A 17,594-nucleotide genomic window follows, 5' to 3' on the forward strand; every position below is an offset into this window, starting at 1 on the left:
CCATCCACAAAAAAGCCGATCTTTACGATCGGCTTTTTTGTGGGCATCGATAAGGCTTAACGCTTACGCCATCGATCAATCCATCACGCTAAACAACAATGCAAGCTTCTTGGTTCTAGATAAGGTTTGTAAGAACTCTCTCGCGGCGGGCGTGTTTCGCATCAGATCAGAAAAACCCGGCATCGCGCTAAAATCCTGGCCGTCGAGTTCGATAAAAGCCATCCGCCAATCGTTGTATTCACGATTCCGAATAGGCCCCTCAGTCACAACTTCTACTCGCTCATGCCTTGCGTCCCGGCGGATCTTTTCAAAAAGAGCCTTCACCTCTTCCTTAGCACCTTCGAGGACCTGAAAAAAAGAATCTTGTCGGTGAAGGAGAACCCCGGTCACACCTAGCTGAGCATTCGCTTTCCTAGCACTCTCGAGAATCGAGAGCATTTGATCGTTGTTAAGCGGTCGCGTTTGCGTGCTTACATAACCCAAACTGTACAAGGTGAACTCCTGTAGGGACTCTACGTCACCTTTTGACTGACTAACAGACTTGTGGGGTTGCTGCGCCACAGGCCCTCCCCGGCACTCGTGGTGAGGCCCGCTGAAGCACTGCGAATAAACCCGCAACAAATTGCAATTAGGCCTTGAGACTTTGAGTATAGTTAACTATTCTTGACATTAGAATAGTCAAGTTTAGTTGACACTTTTAGACCCGCCCCCGGAAGCGTACTTCACGGGTCATATGCAGTCTACGCGAGAGGATCAGCCATGAACGCACCCATGCAAACCACCAAAATAAATGACACTACAGAGCAAGCTGTACGCAGCGAGCTACTAGCTCCTCGCTTTTATCGCACTGACTACGACGCCGTCGGCAAAATCAACGTAGAACCCGTTCGCCAACAGTGGAACTCAATGATGGAGGAGTACAAAGAGGACCGAAACCGAGCCCACTTTAGGCAGGAATTTGACTACGACGCTACAACTCTCACCAGTGACCCTGAACTACACGAGGAATTCATCGACTTTCTTACCAGCTCAATCACAGCCGAATACTCAGGCTGCGTATTGTATCAAGAAATCAAAAAGAACGTGGACAATCCGGCGATTGCGGACCTCATGGGTTACATGGCCAGAGACGAATCCCGCCATGCTGGCTTTATCAACAAAGCCCTAAAACAGCTCGGAGTTGCGGTTGACCTGGGATTCCTGAAACGTCAGAAAGAGTACACCTACTTTCGCCCCAAGTTCATCTACTACGCAACCTATCTTTCAGAGAAAATCGGCTACGCGCGGTACATCACGATTTATCGTCACCTGGAGAAACACCCTGAACAGCGCTTTCATCCCATCTTTAACTGGTTCATGGAGTGGTGTAACGACGAGTTTCGCCATGGCGAATCGTTCGCGCTAATGATGCGCGCTCAACCAGAGCTCCTCCGCGGTCACAACAAACTCTGGATACGCTTCTTTATTATTGCGGTCTACTCAACTATGTATGTACGCGACCACAATCGACCGAAGCTTTACGAAGCGCTTGGCATGGACCCCACGGAATTCGACTTCCGGGTCTTCGACATCACCACCGCGATTACTCAACAAGTGTTTCCCTTGTCGGTAGACACGGATGACCCACGATTCCGCAAGGGGCTAGAGCGCCTACGGGACATCAGCGCCAAGTCGACGGCCGCTAAAGAACGTGGTGGCATTATGGGGCGCTTAACAGCAGGAGCTTTGGCGGTATCGGCTGGACTCACCTTTGCCAGACTCTACTGCCTACCCGTCAAGCATCATGAACTACCAGAAGACTTCCGTATGGAGCCCACCTGGTAACGGAATAGCTCTACTTACAACTACTTTAGACAGTAACCGTAAGTCAGCCGTGCCAGCGGCTGGCATAGCCCATAAGGTGCGCAACGCCCGCTACGGCCAAAGCCACACCGAGCATCTCTCCCGATGCACCAGATTGAGCAAGACGTAAGGCAAGCACCAGGAAAGCACCTGCCAATAGGGGCGACAACCACCGCCGCGGCGGCGCACCAACTCCTCGAATACACCTAAAAGAAAGAAACAATAGCTCGCAGAATACGAGCAGTAGTATCAACTCGGCAGCATGGCCGCCACGAAGAAAGTCGTCTAGTGCCGACACGCCATCGCTACTCGGTCAGCCAAAATCAAAGCAAGGCAAGAAACATAGGGCCGCAATAGTCTAAGCGCGCGCCAACCCCAACAGTTCGGCAAGATCCTTGAAAAAAATCTTAACGTGTGCGGTGGGCCGCTCGCGCACCAGCTCTTTCTGCGTATAGGACTGCCAAGTGAGGTATTGGATATCCGGATCGCGACACATTTTGACAAACTTCTCTCTGCGCTTGTCGCTGCCGTACCAGAATCTCTGGAGGAGACCGAGAACAAAGAACACCTTGCCGTGGAGTTTCATGAAACGCTTGCGCGCGGTTTTTAACGCTGCCGGGTTACGACTCAGGAGAAACTCATTCACAGCGTCTGCCGCCAGACGACCACCGAGAAGGGCATAGTAAATACCCTCCCCCGATGCAGGAGCAACGACCCCTGCTGAGTCACCCGCCAAAAGCACAGCGCGCCCATCGTCCCAGCGCTTGAGAGGCTTCATTGGGATGGGCGCACCTTCCCGACGAACGGTCTTGGCACCATCGAGTCCGACATCCTTACGCAAGGCCTCTACAGCCGCCGTCGCGGAATAGTTTTTTAGTGCGCTGCCTGTGCCGATACTCGCATGCTTACCATGGGGAAACACCCAGGCATAAAAATCCGGTGAAAGCCGCCCCTGATACCAGACATCGCAGCGTGTCTCCTGATAGTCAGCACCGTCCTCAGGCTCGGGCGCCTCCACAATCTCGTGATAAGCGAATACGCACTTCAGCTTCCCTCCCCCCGGGATGCACTGCGCACCCACGCGGGACTTGGCACCATCGGCACCGATCACGGCGCTCGCTACGACCTCGTGCTCGCCACCGCTGCCGGACTTATCGAGATAGCGTAAACGTACTCGACCGTCGTTCTGATAAACCAAGGACTTGTAGGCGCCTATTTGCAGGGTCGCCCCAGCTTCCACCGCACGCTCACGAAGAAAGGGATCAAACTTGTCTCGATCAACCATAGCGACATAAGTGTCTCCCACGGGCATATCGACTCTCTGATCTGCCGGTGAAATCATCCGGGCAGAACGAATCCTCGCGACAATCTGTTCCGAGGGAATATTAAACTGCTCTACTGCTCGAGGTGGTATGGCTCCACCACAGGGCTTTATTCGAAAGCCCCGCTCGATCAATAGAACGCTTTTACCGGACTTTGTAAGGTCGTAGGCAGCGGTAGCGCCTGCGGGCCCACCGCCGACAACTACCACATCATATTCTGGTAGCTTTTCTGTTACTGGCTCATCGTGCATCAAGCACCTCCACCATAGCGATCTCGCCAAAACTAGGCATCGGCTGCGGGTCGTCAGACACCGCAGGCCGCAAACGCATTCCGATTACAGCGGCTACAACAAACATAACCGCCTCAAGACTAAAGACCAGACCGTAGGCCATAACAGGGTCGCCTATAAAACCGCGACTCACATCAATAGCAACGGTCCCTAGAAAACCGCCCAAGGCAAAGGCGATGGCCTGGGAAGCACCCCACAGACCCATTCGCAAACCCTCGGCGCCTGTTTTCCCCGCACTAGCGAGACTCATCATCGACGCGATGGCTGCAACGGCAAAAGCACCATTGGAAACACCCAATACAAACACGTTGCCACCCAGAGGCCAGGTCTGCGGAAAACTTCCCCCGATGGCAATCGCCGCGAGAGAAACGGCCGACGCCAGGCAGCCAACAATCGTCCAGCGACGCAGCACCACAGTGTCAGCGTTTTTTCGAACAAGCGTTGTCGCGGCCACAATAATCATCCCCAAGAGCACACCGCTATGCTGCAAGCCAGACAAAGATGTGGACTCGCCTGGCGTCATCGAAAATACCGTGCCTGCAAAGGGCTCGAGTATCAGATCCTGCGCGCTGTAGGCGAGCATAGAAACGAATACAAAGATGGTGAAACGCTTGGCTTCCGGCTCGTGCCAGACTTCCCTCAACGCTTTTGAAAAGCTTCCTCGCTGCGTACTTAAGGCGGCTCGATCTTGAGCCGTAAGAACATTCTTTGGCTCAAGGCGGAAAACTGAAACTACAGTTAAGACAAACGCTATCGTCGAAACAGACGCCGTAACGGATAGCAGTCGCATCGGTGTAAAAGGATCAAGATACTGTCCAGCCACCCCCGCTGTGATTGCAAAACCCGCAATCATCATGATCCAGACAATGGTCGCCGCAGCTGCTTTTCTGTGCGGCGCGACGTGCTTAGCCAAGGTGACAAGCGTCGAAGTACCCGCTGCACTGGCACCAAGCCCTATCGCTACAAACGCCAGCGTCGATACGACCAGACCCCAAAAAACATCAGTAGCAATAAGTACCGTGCCTGCGGCAGCCGCGACACCGCCGAGCGCGAGCACCAGCATACCCCCGACTATCCAGCCAGTTGTCCTTCCACCTACGTCAGAGCCATGCCCGAAACGTGGTCGAGACATTTGAACCGCATGGTGAATCCCGACCAGTATCCCGGGAAGCATTGCCGGCAGCGCCAACTCCACCACCATGACGCGGTTAATAACCGTTGTTGTGAGAACAATGATGGCGCCCAAACTAGTCTGCACCAAACCCAAACGTACAATACCTGCCCAGCTCAGACCCAATACTTGATTCACAGCCACGACACCGAGCCGCGAATCGCGAAGGCACTTAGCATCATGCCCAGAACGTACAGGGTCACACCCGTACCGTTATACCAAGGGGCTAGACCCAGAGGGTCTTTGAGCATCTTGACCATCGCTAAGGCCTGAAGAAACAACGAGCACGCGATGCCTCCGGCGGCAACGGGGTGCCCCCATTGAACCAGCAAGCCGATGACAACAAGCTGAGGAACAGCCATCACCACACAGGCAAGCCGCGCAGCTCTATCTGCACCTAAACTGGCGGGCAAAGAGCGAATGCCAATACTGCGGTCACCGTTTATAGACTTGAAATCATTGAGCGTCATGATGCCGTGAGCACCAAGACTATATAGGCCTGCGAGCATGAGGATTTTCGGCGATGGCATGACACCGCCAAGCATCACGGCTGCACCGGTAATCCATGCGAGCCCTTCGTAGCTGACACCAACAGCAAGATTGCCGTACCAACCGTTCAACTTGAGACGCATGGGTGGCGCACTATAGGCCCAAGCTAAAAACAGGCCCACAAGGGTCGCCCAAAACACCCACTCCCCTAACAGGGCACTAAAACCCAGAGCGAGAACAGACCAGGCAATAGCGTAGTACAGACCCCACTCGCCAGGTACGCGCCCCGAAGGGATAGGACGATTCGGTTCATTGATGGCGTCTACATGCCGGTCGAACCAGTCATTAACAATCTGACTACCACCACAAACCAAAGGGCCAGCGAGGATTACACCCGCCACTACTAAGCTCGGATGATCACCCAAAGACTGCCCGGAGGAGATCGCTCCGCAAACGAAGGCCCACATCGGTGGAAACCAGGTAATCGGTTTGAGAAGCTCAAGAAGAGCTTTGGGTTCGGGAAAAGCTCGGGTTGGCGTGGAGAGATCAGCGGGCTGCATGAGGTGTAATATAGAACCGACACTTTTAAGTGTCAATTTTAATTGACGCCTATCAAGTCAACCTATACCTCGTCCTTATAGCGTCAACCAAAGGGAACACTACGGTCACTCGGAGTCGTCGTCACCACCAATGTTAAAACGACGCAGCTTCGCGTAGAGAGATTGACGCGACAAACCCAGAAGCTCCGCCGCAGAAGCACGGTTGTCTTGTGTCACCTCCAGCGCAGTTTCGATGCACAAGGCTTCGATAAGATCGGTAGACTCCCGCACAAGGTCCTTCAACGGCACTCGCCCCACCCTTTGCGTGACCTGCTCGATAGAGCTCGGCAGCTTGGCGGACACAGGATGATCACGAGCAACGCGCCGTTCGACATCACGAATAAACAACGCATATGCGGCGCCATCCGGCTCGTCCAACCGACAAGCAGATATCTCCACCTCAGCAGGACTTCCTGCCTGAGGCATCAACGTGGAGGAAAACAGCCTAACGACGGACTTGTCTCGAAGATTGGAAAGCAGCACATTGAGGTCGACACCGCTTCTTCCGAGCCAACGGTCAGCAGAATGGCCGAGCACCTGCTCTTCAGCGACCAATTGGGCCAACTCCAGAAAGCTGTTGTTCACGGCCATTATACGGCCCTCAGCATCCGTTAAGACCACAGCGTCTGGCGCGTTACGCACCATTTCCTCGAGATAGACACCTTTCGGTGCGCCCTGCTTTTGCACCGCAGGCTCCCGCGTCCCCATGCGAAGCAGGAAGCGCTCTTCACCTGCCTGCCGCAGAAAGCTCGCGGACACATCAATACGGGTCTCGCCATCCGCGAGCACGAGATTATGCAACTGAGATCGCCCCACGGTTCTAATTTCAGCCATCATGTCCTGCAGGGCCCGCGCAGAGTCTGCGTCTAAGCCTTTAGGAAAGACCTTACCCACCAAGCTTTTGTCGCTACCGCTAAGCAACTCAATAGCCCGGGGATTAGCCTCCAGCACCCTAAAGCTCAGAGCATCCAGGACAAGAACTGCGTCCCCAACCATATCGAAGAGTCTGCGATAACGGGTCTCTACCTGACGCAAGCGCCAATAATCCTGTTCCAGAGCCTGTTGAGCGTTAACCAGCTGCTGACGGAGACTCGCATCGGAACGTAGGTCATTGCCTACAAAAAAGACCTGCCCATCCTCGCCACCCATGACCTGGTACTGCACGGGCAAGCCGTCGGGACTCCCTTCAAGCCGGTGAACGAGATCTACCCGACCACCACCGGATGCGGCCTGAACCAAGGCGCCATCAGCGCGGTCTTCGCTACCTTCAAGCAAGGTATCAGACAGCACCGCGCCCACCCAAAGATCGGCAAGATCCTCGGGTAACTCCATGCTCCAGGATTCGACACCTAAAATAGTGCCACTCTCATCGAGCGTCAGTGCAAGATCTGCAACGCGTGAGAGCAGTCCTGCCAGTACGGGCTTAGTTTGCTTGGCTAGCAAGAATGCTCATCCAAAAGTAGACAAAAATTCGACAAAGAGACACCAGGCGCGTCAGTTTAGCGCGTGGCGGGCGTGATTATGGCACGCGTAAAGCATGGTTAACACCATTGCCAAGACCCATAGATTTACAGTAAAGACCACCGCCCTATATGTGTCAATTCTTTTGAACGCATCTATGTGTAAATTATAATTGACATAGGCAGTCGCCAGCACTACATTCATCCTTGAATCAGTGAGCAAAGGCAGGGGTCTGCTTGATGGCTTTACAAAAAGAACGGGGAAGACCGAACACCCCGCTATACACGCCGGACCAGCGGCAACGCCGCGATGCTACTCGCTGGACACTGGTTCAGGGGCTACTTGCCCCACTGCAGTTCCTCGTTTTTCTTATCAGCCTAGTGCTGGTTCTGAACTATATGATCAATGGTTCTGGCCTGGAGGCTGCCGCAACCTCGGTGATCGTTAAAACATTGGTGCTCTTAACCATCATGGTAACGGGCGCAATCTGGGAAAAAGTCGTGTTCGGACAGTACTTGTTTGCACCGGCTTTCTTTTGGGAAGACGTTGTCAGCTTCGGTGTGATCGCGCTGCACGTCGCTTATGTACTTTGCTGGCTCGCTGGATACGGCACACCACAGCAGCAAATGTGGATCGCCCTTGCCGCCTATGGCACCTACGTCATTAACGCCGCGCAGTTTCTGATGAAACTTCAAGCGGCGCGTCAAGACGAGCCAGACAAAGAGCTTGATATGGGATTACAAGGCGCTCTCAAATGACCGAGGCGGTACTTGCCAGCGACAGTACATCGCTCTCAACAAGCCCAGTAATAACCGTTGAGCGTGGACAACGCGCTGTGTTTTGCGGGCTTACGTCGATTGTTTGGCTTCACCGCAAAATTCAGGACGCGTTCTTTTTGGTGGTTGGCTCACGAACCTGTGCCCACCTGCTCCAGTCAGCTGCGGGCGTAATGATATTTGCAGAACCTCGTTTTGCTACCGCTATTTTACAGGATCGCGATCTCGCGGGTATGGCGGATTGCCACGAAGAACTGGACCGAGTCGTTGAAGAGCTTCTCGCCCGGCGCCCGGAGATAAAGACACTGTTTCTGGTCGGCTCGTGCCCGTCAGAAGTAATCAAACTCGACTTAAACAACGCGGCTAGCCGTCTTCAGACTCGTCACAGCGGACGCGTCCGGATGGTTGCCTACAGCGGCAGCGGCATTGAAACAACCTTCACTCAAGGGGAGGACAAGTGCCTCACCGAACTCGTCGAGGCAAGCAAGCATCGAAAAGATCAGGAAAGTCCCGCTTTAATCATTGCAGGCACACTTTCAGACATCGTAGAAGACCAGTTTCAACGGATGTTTGACGCGCTCGGTATTGGTCCCATCGCTTTCTTGCCGGCACGCAGCGGAGACGCAATGCCCCGCGCCGACGCAAACACGAAGGTGCTATTGGCTCAGCCCTATCTGACTGAGACCGCTCACGCCCTGAAAGGCCAAGGCGCGACGATACTTAACGCTCCTTTCCCTCTGGGTGCAGAGGGGAGCCTCCTGTGGCTCAAAGCTGCGGCAGACGCCTTTGGCGTGGCAGACACGCTGTTCGACGAAGTCACCGCTGCCCCTCTTGCACGAGCACGGCAGGCTGTGAGTTATCAGCGAGAGAAGCTAAAGGGCAAGCGAATAGCATTTTTACCCGACTCACAACTCGAGTTACCCCTTGCGCGCTTCCTGGCGCGAGAGTGCGAAATGAATGTTGAATCGATCACGACGCCTTTTCACGATCCACATATCATGGCTAGTGAGCTTGAACTCTTTGGCGACCACCCAGACATGATTGAGGGCGGCGATCTCGAGTCTCGTCTAGAGCATGTTCGCGAACTCAGGCCCGATCTCACTGTTTGCGGTATGGGTATTGCCAACCCTCTCGAAGCTGAAGGTTTGCGCAGTAAATGGTCCATAGAACTGATTTTTAGCCCCATTCAGGGCTTTGATCAGGCCGGTGATCTCGCGGGCTTGTTCTCTCGACCTTTGACGCGCGCTGCGCGGTTAGAGGTCTAAAATGGAGTTATCGCTCTGGACTTACGAAGGCCCCCCCCACGTCGGAGCCATCCGCATTGCAAATTCTATGCGTGGCGTTCACCTGCTTCTCCACGCCCCCCAAGGTGACAGCTACGCCGATCTCCTATTCACGATGATCGAGCGCGACAATCACAGGCCCCCGGTCACCTACACCACCTTTCAAGCGCGGGATCTTGGCAGCGACACAGCTGAACTTGTACTCAAAAGCATCCATGCAGCAGTGGAACGACACCAACCTCAGGTATTACTCGTGGGTGACTCCTGTACCGCGGAGCTGATTCAAGATCAGCCTGGATCGCTAGCTACTAGCAGCGGACTGAGCGTACCGGTTGTACCCGTTGAGATGCTGGCCTACTCCCGCAAAGAAAACTGGGGCGCTGGTGAGACCTTCTACAGTCTGGTGCGCGGCCTTCTTCAAAGTCGAGTACCGGCACCTGGCAGCGAAGCACCCAAGCATGAGAACGAGCAACCTTGCGTCAACCTTCTGGGCCCGAGCTCTTTGGGATTTCGCTGCCGCGACGATGTTCGAGAAATAACGCAGTTGCTCACCGAGATGGGCGTTCGTGTCAATGTATGCGCTCCACTCAACGCGACACCACACGATCTGTTACGACTTCCAGAAGCCGACGCCAACGTTTGCCTATATCCAGAGATTGCTGGTCCAGCCTGTGATTGGCTGCAGCGAAACTTCAAACAGCCCATGATAAAGACTGTCCCCATCGGCGTTGGAGCGACCCGCGAATTTGTTGCTGAGGTCGCTCAAACTCTTGGCATAGCTCATGTGCCCGACACTACGGAGTCACGTTTACCCTGGTACTCACGATCCGTGGACTCAACCTACCTTACCGGCAAACGCGTCTTTGTGTTTGGCGATGCTACCCACACCATAGCCGCCGCACGTATTGCTCACGAAGAACTGGCTTTCGAAGTTGTGGGCATGGGCACCTACTCCAGAGAACAAGCACGATCAGTGCGCACCGCCGCTAAAGAGCTGGGCCTGGAAGCATTGATCAGCGATGACTACCTGGAAGTGGAACGCGTCATAAGTGAGCTTCAGCCCGAACTGGTGCTAGGCACGCAGATGGAACGGCATATCGCCAAGCGTCTCGGCGTCCCTTGTGCGGTTATCTCCACACCGGCCCACGTTCAAGATTATCCCGCTCGATACTCACCGCAGATGGGTTACGAAGGCGCGAACGTTATCTTCGACAGCTGGGTACACCCTCTGATGATGGGACTTGAGGAACATCTCCTCGCCATGTTCCGCGATGACTTCGAGTTTAACGATGGCGCGCAACCGTCTCACCTCGCTGCAGAGGGCGTCGCTACTCGCAGCGAAGAGCCTGCGGTAAACGATGCGAGTCACGATATGACCACGGAGGACGCTAACGCTCAGCTCACCTGGGACCTGAATGCCGAACGAGAATTGCGCAAGATTCCTTTCTTTGTAAGAGGAAAAGCAAAACGGAATACCGAACGATTCGCAGCCGATAACGGCGTAAACGTGATCAAAGTGGATACGCTCTATGAAGCAAAAGCCCACTTCAGCCGGTAAAAAAACCGCCCCTAAAGCCGCCAAAACTGCGGCCGATGACACGCTGAGCTTCGTCGTCATAACACTCGACAATCATGTTACGAGCAGCATTTCGCGTGCCGCTCTCGATCTTCAAAAGGACGCGCCCGGGCTTTCTGTAAAAGTTCACGCCTCTGCCGATTGGCACGGCGAAAACGAAGCATTGAAGCGCTGCAAGGACGATATAGCCACTGGGGACATCATTCTGGTCACCATGATGTTCATGGAAGACCAAATCAATGCGGTCCTGCCGGCTCTGCAAGAGCGAAGAGATCACTGTGACGCGATGATCTGTGCAATGTCTGGCGCTGAGATCATGAAGCTCACTCGCATGGGCAAGTTCACCATGGACGGCGAGGCTACCGGTGCTGTGGCGCTACTCAAACGCCTCCGAGGCAACAGTGAAAAGGCGAAGAAGCCACCAGGTGCCCAGCAACTGGCAGTCCTAAAGCAGTTGCCGCGAATCCTGCGATTCATACCAGGCACTTCCCAGGACGTCAGAGCCTATTTTCTGACCCTGCAGTACTGGCTCGCGGGTTCCGAGGAAAATCTCCGTAGAATGATCGCTTACCTCACTGATCGCTACGCAAGCAAGGAGCGCAGCGGCTTGCGGGGTAAGCTCAAGTCCGGGAATCCAGTGGACTACCCCGACGTGGGACTCTACGACCCCCTCGCCACGAAGCCCATCTTCGACAAGCTGGGACGACAGACCCTCCGTAAGGGTCAGAAAGGCACGGTGGGCTTGTTGATCATGCGCTCCTACGCCCTAGCCGAAAACACAGAGCATTACGACGCGGTTATCGAAGGACTGAGGGCCCGAGGACTCAGTGTCATCACAGCCTTTGCTAGCGGGCTGGATGCGCGGCCGGCCGTTGACGCCTACTTCATGAAAGACGGCGAGCCAACAATTGATCTCCTGGTATCCCTAACCGGATTCTCTTTGGTTGGGGGCCCTGCCTACAACGATTCAAAGGCGGCGGAGAATATGCTTGCCTCCCTGGATGTCCCGTACATAGCGGCGCATGCTCTTGAGTTTCAGAGCATTGAGCAGTGGGAAACATCCGGCCACGGACTCATGCCTGTGGAGGCGACAATGATGGTCGCTATCCCTGAACTCGACGGTGCAAGCGTTCCTTCGGTCTATGGCGGCCGCTCTGATTCGGCCTCGATGCCCGGTACCAAAGGGGACACTCATGCCATGCGCGCCCACCCCGAGCGTGTCGATGCTTTGGCCGATCGCGCGCTGCGACTCGTTGAACTCCGCAAGACGCCAAAAAGCGAACGTCGCGTGGCGATGGTGATATTCAACTTCCCACCCAACGCAGGCAATACCGGCACCGCCGCAAACCTATCGGTGTTTCAGTCGCTGATGAACACTCTTAGAGCCTTACGCGAGGACGGCTACGAGGTCGAAGTCCCACAATCAGTAGATGCGCTCCGTGAGGCTATTGTCGAGGGCAACGCCGCACGTTACGGTGCGATGGCAAATGTGCACACGCTGATCTCTTCCGACGATCACGTAACACGCGAACCGCACCTCGAAGAAATTGAAGCACAATGGGGCCCTGTTCCCGGCAAGCAGAATACCGATGGGCGCTCGCTGTTTGTTCTGGGCGCACAGTTCGGGAACGTGTTTGTCGGCGTACAACCGGGCTTTGGTTATGAGGGCGACCCCATGCGCTTGCTATTCGAGCGCGGATTCTCGCCCACCCACGCTTTTTCAGCGTTTTACCGTTACATACGGGAAGATTTCGCAGCGCACTCCCTACTGCATTTTGGGACCCACGGTGCACTGGAGTTTATGCCAGGCAAGCAATCCGGCATGAGTGAAAGCTGCTGGCCCCAACGCCTTATTGGCGACATCCCCCACTATTACCTGTACGCCGCCAACAATCCGTCTGAAGGCATGATCGCGAAGCGTAGAGCTGGGGCTACCCTCATCAGCTACCTGACTCCGCCAATCACCCGTGCCGATCTTTACAAAGGCCTTCAAGAGCTCAAAGAGACTATTGAACGCTGGCGCAGCGGCGCCGACGACAGCGCTGAGGTGCGATCAGACCTGGCCGCAGTCATTCAAGCGCAAGGGGCAGAACTTGATCTTTGTGCTGAAACTCCAGCATGGAACGAAGACAGCAGCGCCATCATCGAGACCCTGCGCCGCTCCTTGATCGAGTTGGAAGAGACACTTATTCCCTATGGTCTACACGTGGTCGGCGAAACCGGCTCGGAGGAAGAACGCAAAGACATGCTCACTGCTGTCGGATCTGCGGGGCACGAACTCATTCTGGATACCGCGCAGGTAAATGCACTTGAGCGTGGCGACACCGATACTTTTGCCGAGCTCCTCGAGACGGCAAATCCCGATCGAGATGATCTTGGCGCTGCGATTAGCTCTCTAACGCATACTGCAGAGCATTTACATCGCAACCCGGAAATAGAGGCGATTCTCCACGCATTGGATGGCCGCTTCATCGCGCCCGCACCCGGGGGCGACTTGTTGCGCACTACAGATATTTTACCAACGGGTCGCAACCTTCACGGCTTCGACCCCTACCGTCTACCCAGCCAATTCGCGATGCGTGATGGACTGAGACAAACCGCAAATCTGCTGAGTAAACACGCAGAATCGGGCGAAGCTCTTCCGGAAACAGTAGCCCTTGTCCTTTGGGGCTCGGACAACATGAAAAATGAAGGCGGCCCCATTGCCCAGGCCTTGGCGCTGATGGGAGCGGAACCGCGAATAGACGGCTACGGCCGTGTCAGTGGTGCACGACTCATTTCATTAGAAGAACTTGGAAGACCCCGAATAGACGTCATTATGACGCTATCGGGGATTTTCAGAGACCTACTTCCATTACAGACCCGAATGCTGGCAGAGGCCAGTTACCTCGCCTCTGCAGCTGATGAGCCGCTGGAGATGAACTACGTACGGAAGCACACTCTGGCGCAACAAGAAGAGCAAGCCTGCGATTTTGAAACAGCCGCCTTACGCGTGTTTAGCAACGCCGATGGCGCCTATGGGTCAAACGTAAACCTTTTGGTCGATGACAGCCGCTGGGAAGATGACGGTGAACTTGCCGATGCTTACACATCTCGAAAGTGTTTTGCCTACGGTCGCGATGGCAATGTTGCACCCCATGCCGAACTACTCAACAGCATGCTTGCCACCGTGGATCTGGCTTATCAGAACCTCGACTCGGTAGAGGTCGGCATCACGTCACTAGACCAATACTTTGACACCCTCGGCGGCATCAGCCGAGCAGTAAAGCGTGCGCGCAACGGGCAAGAAGTTCCCGTTTACATTTCCGACCAAACCTCGAACAGCGGCAAGGTACGAACGCTGGAAGAGCAAGTCGCCCTTGAGACACGTACCCGCGTTCTGAACCCAAAGTGGTACGAAGGCATTCTTGAGCACGGCTTCGAAGGCGTGCGCCAGATAGAAGCACATGTCACTAACACCTTGGGCTGGTCTGCAACCACAGGCCAGGTCGCGCCTTGGGTTTATCAGAGCATGTCCGAAACATTTATTCTCGACGAATCGATGCGCGATCGTCTCGCGCAACTTAATCCTCATTCTGCCATCAAGGTTGTGAACCGTTTGCTCGAAGCAAGCGACCGCGATTATTGGCAACCAGACCAGGCGAGCCTCGACGCCTTGCACCGTGCAAGCGAAGATCTTGAAGACTGGCTGGAAGGCATTCCCAGTGGAGTAGTAGCCGCATGAACAAACCCATCAACATACCGGTTCAGCAAGTTGACCCCAATGACAGTCGCGGACTGGACGGGGACGGCAGCTTGCAAGTGCATCTCGATCCCGACGTGCAGATCGATAAAGCGAAGGTTTTTGCGATCTATGGCAAAGGTGGCATCGGAAAGAGCACCACCTCCTCTAATTTGTCCGTTGCTTTTTCCAAACTGGGGAAGCGGGTAATTCAGATCGGCTGTGATCCCAAACACGATTCGACGTTCACCCTGACAAAGGCATTGATGCCAACGGTGATCGATGTCTTGGAGTCAGTGGAGTTCCACTCCGAAGAACTAACACCCGACGACTACATGTACGAAGGCTACAACGGCGTAATGTGTGTCGAGGCAGGAGGCCCTCCTGCGGGAACCGGCTGTGGTGGTTACGTTGTCGGCCAAACGGTCAAGCTGCTTAAGCAACATCACCTGCTGGACGACGCGGATGTTGTGATCTTTGATGTACTGGGCGATGTAGTTTGCGGTGGCTTTGCCTCACCTTTGCAACACGCGGAGCGTGCACTCGTCGTTACGGCTAATGATTTTGATTCAATTTTCGCGATGAATCGTATCGCTGCTGCGATTAAGGCTAAGTCCAAGAACTACCCCGTGCGCCTTGGCGGCGTGATCGCCAACCGCAGCTCGGGAACCGACGAGATCGATCGATTTAACGATGCCGTGGGACTGAAGCGCCTAGCGCACTTCCCCGACCTTGATGTCATTCGTCGCAGTCGTCTCAAGAAGTCCACACTGTTTGAGATGGACGACACGCCGGAACTTCTCGCAGTCCAGCAGGAGTACCTCAATCTCGCCACCGCTCTTTGGGAAGGCACGGATGCACTCGATGCCGAGCCCATGAAAGACCGTGATCTCTTTGACTTCCTGGGATTCGACTAATGACCGACAACAGTTACGTCCAGCGACGCTCAGAAATAGAAACCTATTTCGATAGAACTGCGTCTGACGCATGGACAAAACTCACTTCTAACGCGCCGGTAAGCCGCATTCGTCAAACTGTACGTGCGGGGCGCGATGAAATGCGCGACACGCTGCTCTCCTGGTTACCGAAAAACCTCGAGGGATGCCGTGTTCTGGATGCCGGCTGCGGTACCGGATCGGTCGCAGTGGAACTTGCGACCCGAGGTGCGCAGGTTCTTGCCGTAGACCTCTCGGCAACCCTCATCGAGATCGCCAGGGAGCGCCTTCCCTCAGACATTGGTAAGGGCCATATTGATTTCGAGGTCGGCGATATGGCCGCCCTCGCTACAGGCGAATTCGATCATGTCTTGGCAATGGACTCTCTGATCCATTACGACGTCGAAGACGGCATCGAAGTACTGAACAGCCTCGCTCCACGTGTGCGTAAGAGCATGGTGTTTACCCATGCTCCGAGCACAGTGTTACTTGAGATCATGCACGCCACGGGAAAACTCTTCCCCAGGGGTGATCGTGCGCCAGCGATACAGCCGGTAAGCCCTAGGCGACTCGATCGCATGATCCAGTCACAGGAAACGCTGCAATCCTGGGAGCGAGGTCGAGTATCCCGAGTAAACAGTGGGTTCTATATATCCCAAGCCTGCGAGTTACGCCGTCGGTGAACCTGACTACGATCACAGATCGTATTTTCCCTTCGGGAGCAGTGCTTGCACTGGTTCCCTTTGCGGACGCCGTTAGCGGCGATCTCCCCTTGCCGCGCCTGGCAAGACTCTCACTATTTCAAATCAGTGTGGGTATGGCGTTGGTCCTACTCAACGGCACCCTAAACAGAGTGATGGTCCTCGAAATGGGGCAATCCGCTTGGTTGGTGTCACTCATGGTATCTCTGCCACTGTTTTTCGCGCCATTAAGAGCACTCGTAGGATTCCGTTCAGATCATCACAAGTCCCTACTGGGCTGGCGTCGCGTACCTTACATTTGGGGCGGCAGCATGACGCAGTTCGGCGGATTGGCGATCATGCCCTTTGCCCTCATAGTGCTTGCAGATCCTACAGCAGGCCCTGAATGGTTGGGCCCTTTGGCTGCAGCATTCGCTTTTCTTATGGTCGGTGCGGGCCTGCACATCACGCAAACCGCGGGGCTAGCATTGGCGACAGATCTCGCCACAGACAATACCCGCCCCAAGGTTGTGGCACTGCTCTACGTGATGCTGCTTCTAGGAACTATTCTGAGCGCACTCCTGTTCTCAATGCTTCTCGATGATTTTTCAAATCTCAAACTGATCAAGGTTATACAGGGCGCTGCTATAGCGACCATCGTATTGAACGCCATTGCTCTTTGGCGGCAAGAGAGTCTCATGCCATCCCGCACAGACCCCGAGCGGCCGCGACCAAGTTTCTCTCAGAGCTGGGGCGCATTCACCGAATCAAGCCAAACCAAGCGCTTGCTTCTAGCAATAGGCTTGGGCACCGCCGCTTTCAGCATGCAGGACATTCTTCTGGAGCCCTATGGGGGCGAGGTACTGGGCATGTCTGTTAGTGCAACTACGGGACTATCCGCTATCTGGGGCCTTGGCATGTTGATCGCCTTCGCACTGTCCTCAAAACGCTTAAGCATGGGTTCAGACCCTATCCGACTATCCGGTTATGGCGCTGCTCTGGGCCTTTTCGCTTTTGCTGCGGTCATTCTGTCGGCCCCCCTCAGCTCGCCTTGGCTCTTCAAAATAGGTGCCGCGTTTATTGGTCTGGGTGGCGGGTTCTTTGCCGTTGGAACTCTCACCGCTGCCATGGCGTTGGGTAACGACGAAGAGAAAGGTTTGGCGCTGGGAGCCTGGGGCGCGGTGCAAGCGACCGCCGCAGGGCTTGCAATCGCGGCGGGCGGCGGCTTGCGCGACTACATCACTCACCTTGCGGTGAATGGGAAGCTCGGCGCCGCGCTGATGGATCCGGTGACGGGCTATAGCGCCGTTTACCACATTGAAATACTGCTGCTCTTTGCAGCACTTATCGCACTGGGACCGCTGGTACGCGGCCCGGGGCAGGTCGGGAAAGATAGCAATTTTGCTTTGCATGAATTTCCGAGTTGACTTAGACCCTGACAGGGAGGAA

14 protein-coding genes are annotated in these 17,594 nt (G+C 54.9%); 8 read left to right on the forward strand and 6 right to left on the reverse strand.

What is annotated here, in order from left to right; translation table 11 throughout:
- Positions 1–75: 75 nt before the first annotated feature.
- Positions 76–561: a BLUF domain-containing protein gene (locus R0137_RS14455; RefSeq protein WP_407327108.1), complete on the reverse strand. Its 486-nt coding sequence runs from the start codon at positions 559–561 to the stop codon at positions 76–78.
- Between the two features lie 198 nt (positions 562–759).
- Between R0137_RS14455 and acsF the strand changes: the two genes are divergently transcribed.
- Entirely contained in the window at positions 760–1,824 is a 1,065-nt protein-coding gene (gene acsF / locus R0137_RS14460; protein ID WP_407327109.1) for a magnesium-protoporphyrin IX monomethyl ester (oxidative) cyclase, read from the forward strand.
- Between the two features lie 43 nt (positions 1,825–1,867).
- Here acsF and R0137_RS14465 read toward each other — a convergent pair whose 3' ends face one another.
- The 5 genes from R0137_RS14465 to ppsR form a co-directional block, all read right to left on the reverse strand.
- Entirely contained in the window at positions 1,868–2,140 is a 273-nt protein-coding gene (locus R0137_RS14465) for a hypothetical protein (protein ID WP_407327110.1), read from the reverse strand.
- A 60-nt stretch (positions 2,141–2,200) separates the two neighbouring features.
- A complete protein-coding gene (locus R0137_RS14470; RefSeq protein ID WP_407327111.1) occupies positions 2,201–3,415 on the reverse strand; it encodes a geranylgeranyl diphosphate reductase in 1,215 nt (404 codons plus the stop codon).
- A complete protein-coding gene (locus R0137_RS14475) occupies positions 3,405–4,763 on the reverse strand; it encodes a BCD family MFS transporter (protein WP_407327112.1) in 1,359 nt (452 codons plus the stop codon). Before R0137_RS14475 ends, R0137_RS14470 begins: the two co-directional genes overlap by 11 nt.
- Positions 4,760–5,710, reverse strand: coding sequence for a chlorophyll synthase ChlG (gene chlG / locus R0137_RS14480; RefSeq protein ID WP_407327113.1), 951 nt, complete (start codon positions 5,708–5,710; stop codon positions 4,760–4,762). Before chlG ends, R0137_RS14475 begins: the two co-directional genes overlap by 4 nt.
- Before the next feature lie 69 nt (positions 5,711–5,779).
- Positions 5,780–7,156 carry a transcriptional regulator PpsR gene (gene ppsR / locus R0137_RS14485; protein WP_407327115.1) on the reverse strand — a complete coding sequence of 459 codons (1,377 nt, stop codon included), beginning with the start codon at positions 7,154–7,156 and terminating at the stop codon, positions 5,780–5,782.
- Between the two features lie 257 nt (positions 7,157–7,413).
- Between ppsR and bchF the strand changes: the two genes are divergently transcribed.
- Genes bchF through R0137_RS14520 form a run of 7 tightly spaced genes read left to right on the forward strand, consistent with a single transcriptional unit; the run spans position 7,414 to position 17,572 of the window.
- Positions 7,414–7,932, forward strand: a complete 519-nt coding sequence (gene bchF, locus R0137_RS14490; protein ID WP_407327116.1) for a 2-vinyl bacteriochlorophyllide hydratase — start codon at positions 7,414–7,416, stop codon at positions 7,930–7,932.
- Positions 7,929–9,215 (forward strand): ferredoxin:protochlorophyllide reductase (ATP-dependent) subunit N, encoded by a 1,287-nt coding sequence (locus R0137_RS14495; RefSeq protein ID WP_407327117.1) that lies wholly within the window; start codon positions 7,929–7,931, stop codon positions 9,213–9,215. Before bchF ends, R0137_RS14495 begins: the two co-directional genes overlap by 4 nt.
- Position 9,216: 1 nt before the next feature.
- Positions 9,217–10,791, forward strand: coding sequence for a ferredoxin:protochlorophyllide reductase (ATP-dependent) subunit B (bchB, locus tag R0137_RS14500; RefSeq protein WP_407327118.1), 1,575 nt, complete (start codon positions 9,217–9,219; stop codon positions 10,789–10,791).
- A complete protein-coding gene (locus tag R0137_RS14505; protein WP_407327119.1) occupies positions 10,763–14,533 on the forward strand; it encodes a magnesium chelatase subunit H in 3,771 nt (1,256 codons plus the stop codon). Before bchB ends, R0137_RS14505 begins: the two co-directional genes overlap by 29 nt.
- Positions 14,530–15,447, forward strand: coding sequence for a ferredoxin:protochlorophyllide reductase (ATP-dependent) iron-sulfur ATP-binding protein (bchL, locus tag R0137_RS14510; RefSeq protein WP_405271254.1), 918 nt, complete (start codon positions 14,530–14,532; stop codon positions 15,445–15,447). Before R0137_RS14505 ends, bchL begins: the two co-directional genes overlap by 4 nt.
- A complete protein-coding gene (gene bchM, locus R0137_RS14515) occupies positions 15,447–16,148 on the forward strand; it encodes a magnesium protoporphyrin IX methyltransferase (protein ID WP_407327120.1) in 702 nt (233 codons plus the stop codon). The genes bchL and bchM overlap by 1 nt, the downstream gene beginning before the upstream one ends.
- The gene (locus R0137_RS14520; RefSeq protein ID WP_407327121.1) at positions 16,145–17,572 is read left to right on the forward strand and encodes a BCD family MFS transporter; all 1,428 of its coding nucleotides are present in this window, start codon (positions 16,145–16,147) and stop codon (positions 17,570–17,572) included. Before bchM ends, R0137_RS14520 begins: the two co-directional genes overlap by 4 nt.
- Positions 17,573–17,594: the final 22 nt, after the last annotated feature.

Origin of the sequence: Congregibacter brevis, from assembly GCF_045689245.1 — a bacterium.
Taxonomy (GTDB): domain Bacteria; phylum Pseudomonadota; class Gammaproteobacteria; order Pseudomonadales; family Halieaceae; genus Congregibacter; species Congregibacter brevis.

What these genes read in the sequence shown, in the direction of transcription:
- acsF (WP_407327109.1), top strand. Translation starts at nt 760, where the DNA reads ATGAACGCACCCATGCAAACCACCAAAATAAATGACACTACAGAGCAA.
- R0137_RS14470 (WP_407327111.1), bottom strand. Translation starts at nt 3,415, where the DNA reads ATGCACGATGAGCCAGTAACAGAAAAGCTACCAGAATATGATGTGGTA.
- bchF (WP_407327116.1), top strand. Translation starts at nt 7,414, where the DNA reads ATGGCTTTACAAAAAGAACGGGGAAGACCGAACACCCCGCTATACACG.
- R0137_RS14495 (WP_407327117.1), top strand. Translation starts at nt 7,929, where the DNA reads ATGACCGAGGCGGTACTTGCCAGCGACAGTACATCGCTCTCAACAAGC.
- bchB (WP_407327118.1), top strand. Translation starts at nt 9,217, where the DNA reads ATGGAGTTATCGCTCTGGACTTACGAAGGCCCCCCCCACGTCGGAGCC.
- R0137_RS14505 (WP_407327119.1), top strand. Translation starts at nt 10,763, where the DNA reads ATGAAGCAAAAGCCCACTTCAGCCGGTAAAAAAACCGCCCCTAAAGCC.
- bchL (WP_405271254.1), top strand. Translation starts at nt 14,530, where the DNA reads ATGAACAAACCCATCAACATACCGGTTCAGCAAGTTGACCCCAATGAC.
- bchM (WP_407327120.1), top strand. Translation starts at nt 15,447, where the DNA reads ATGACCGACAACAGTTACGTCCAGCGACGCTCAGAAATAGAAACCTAT.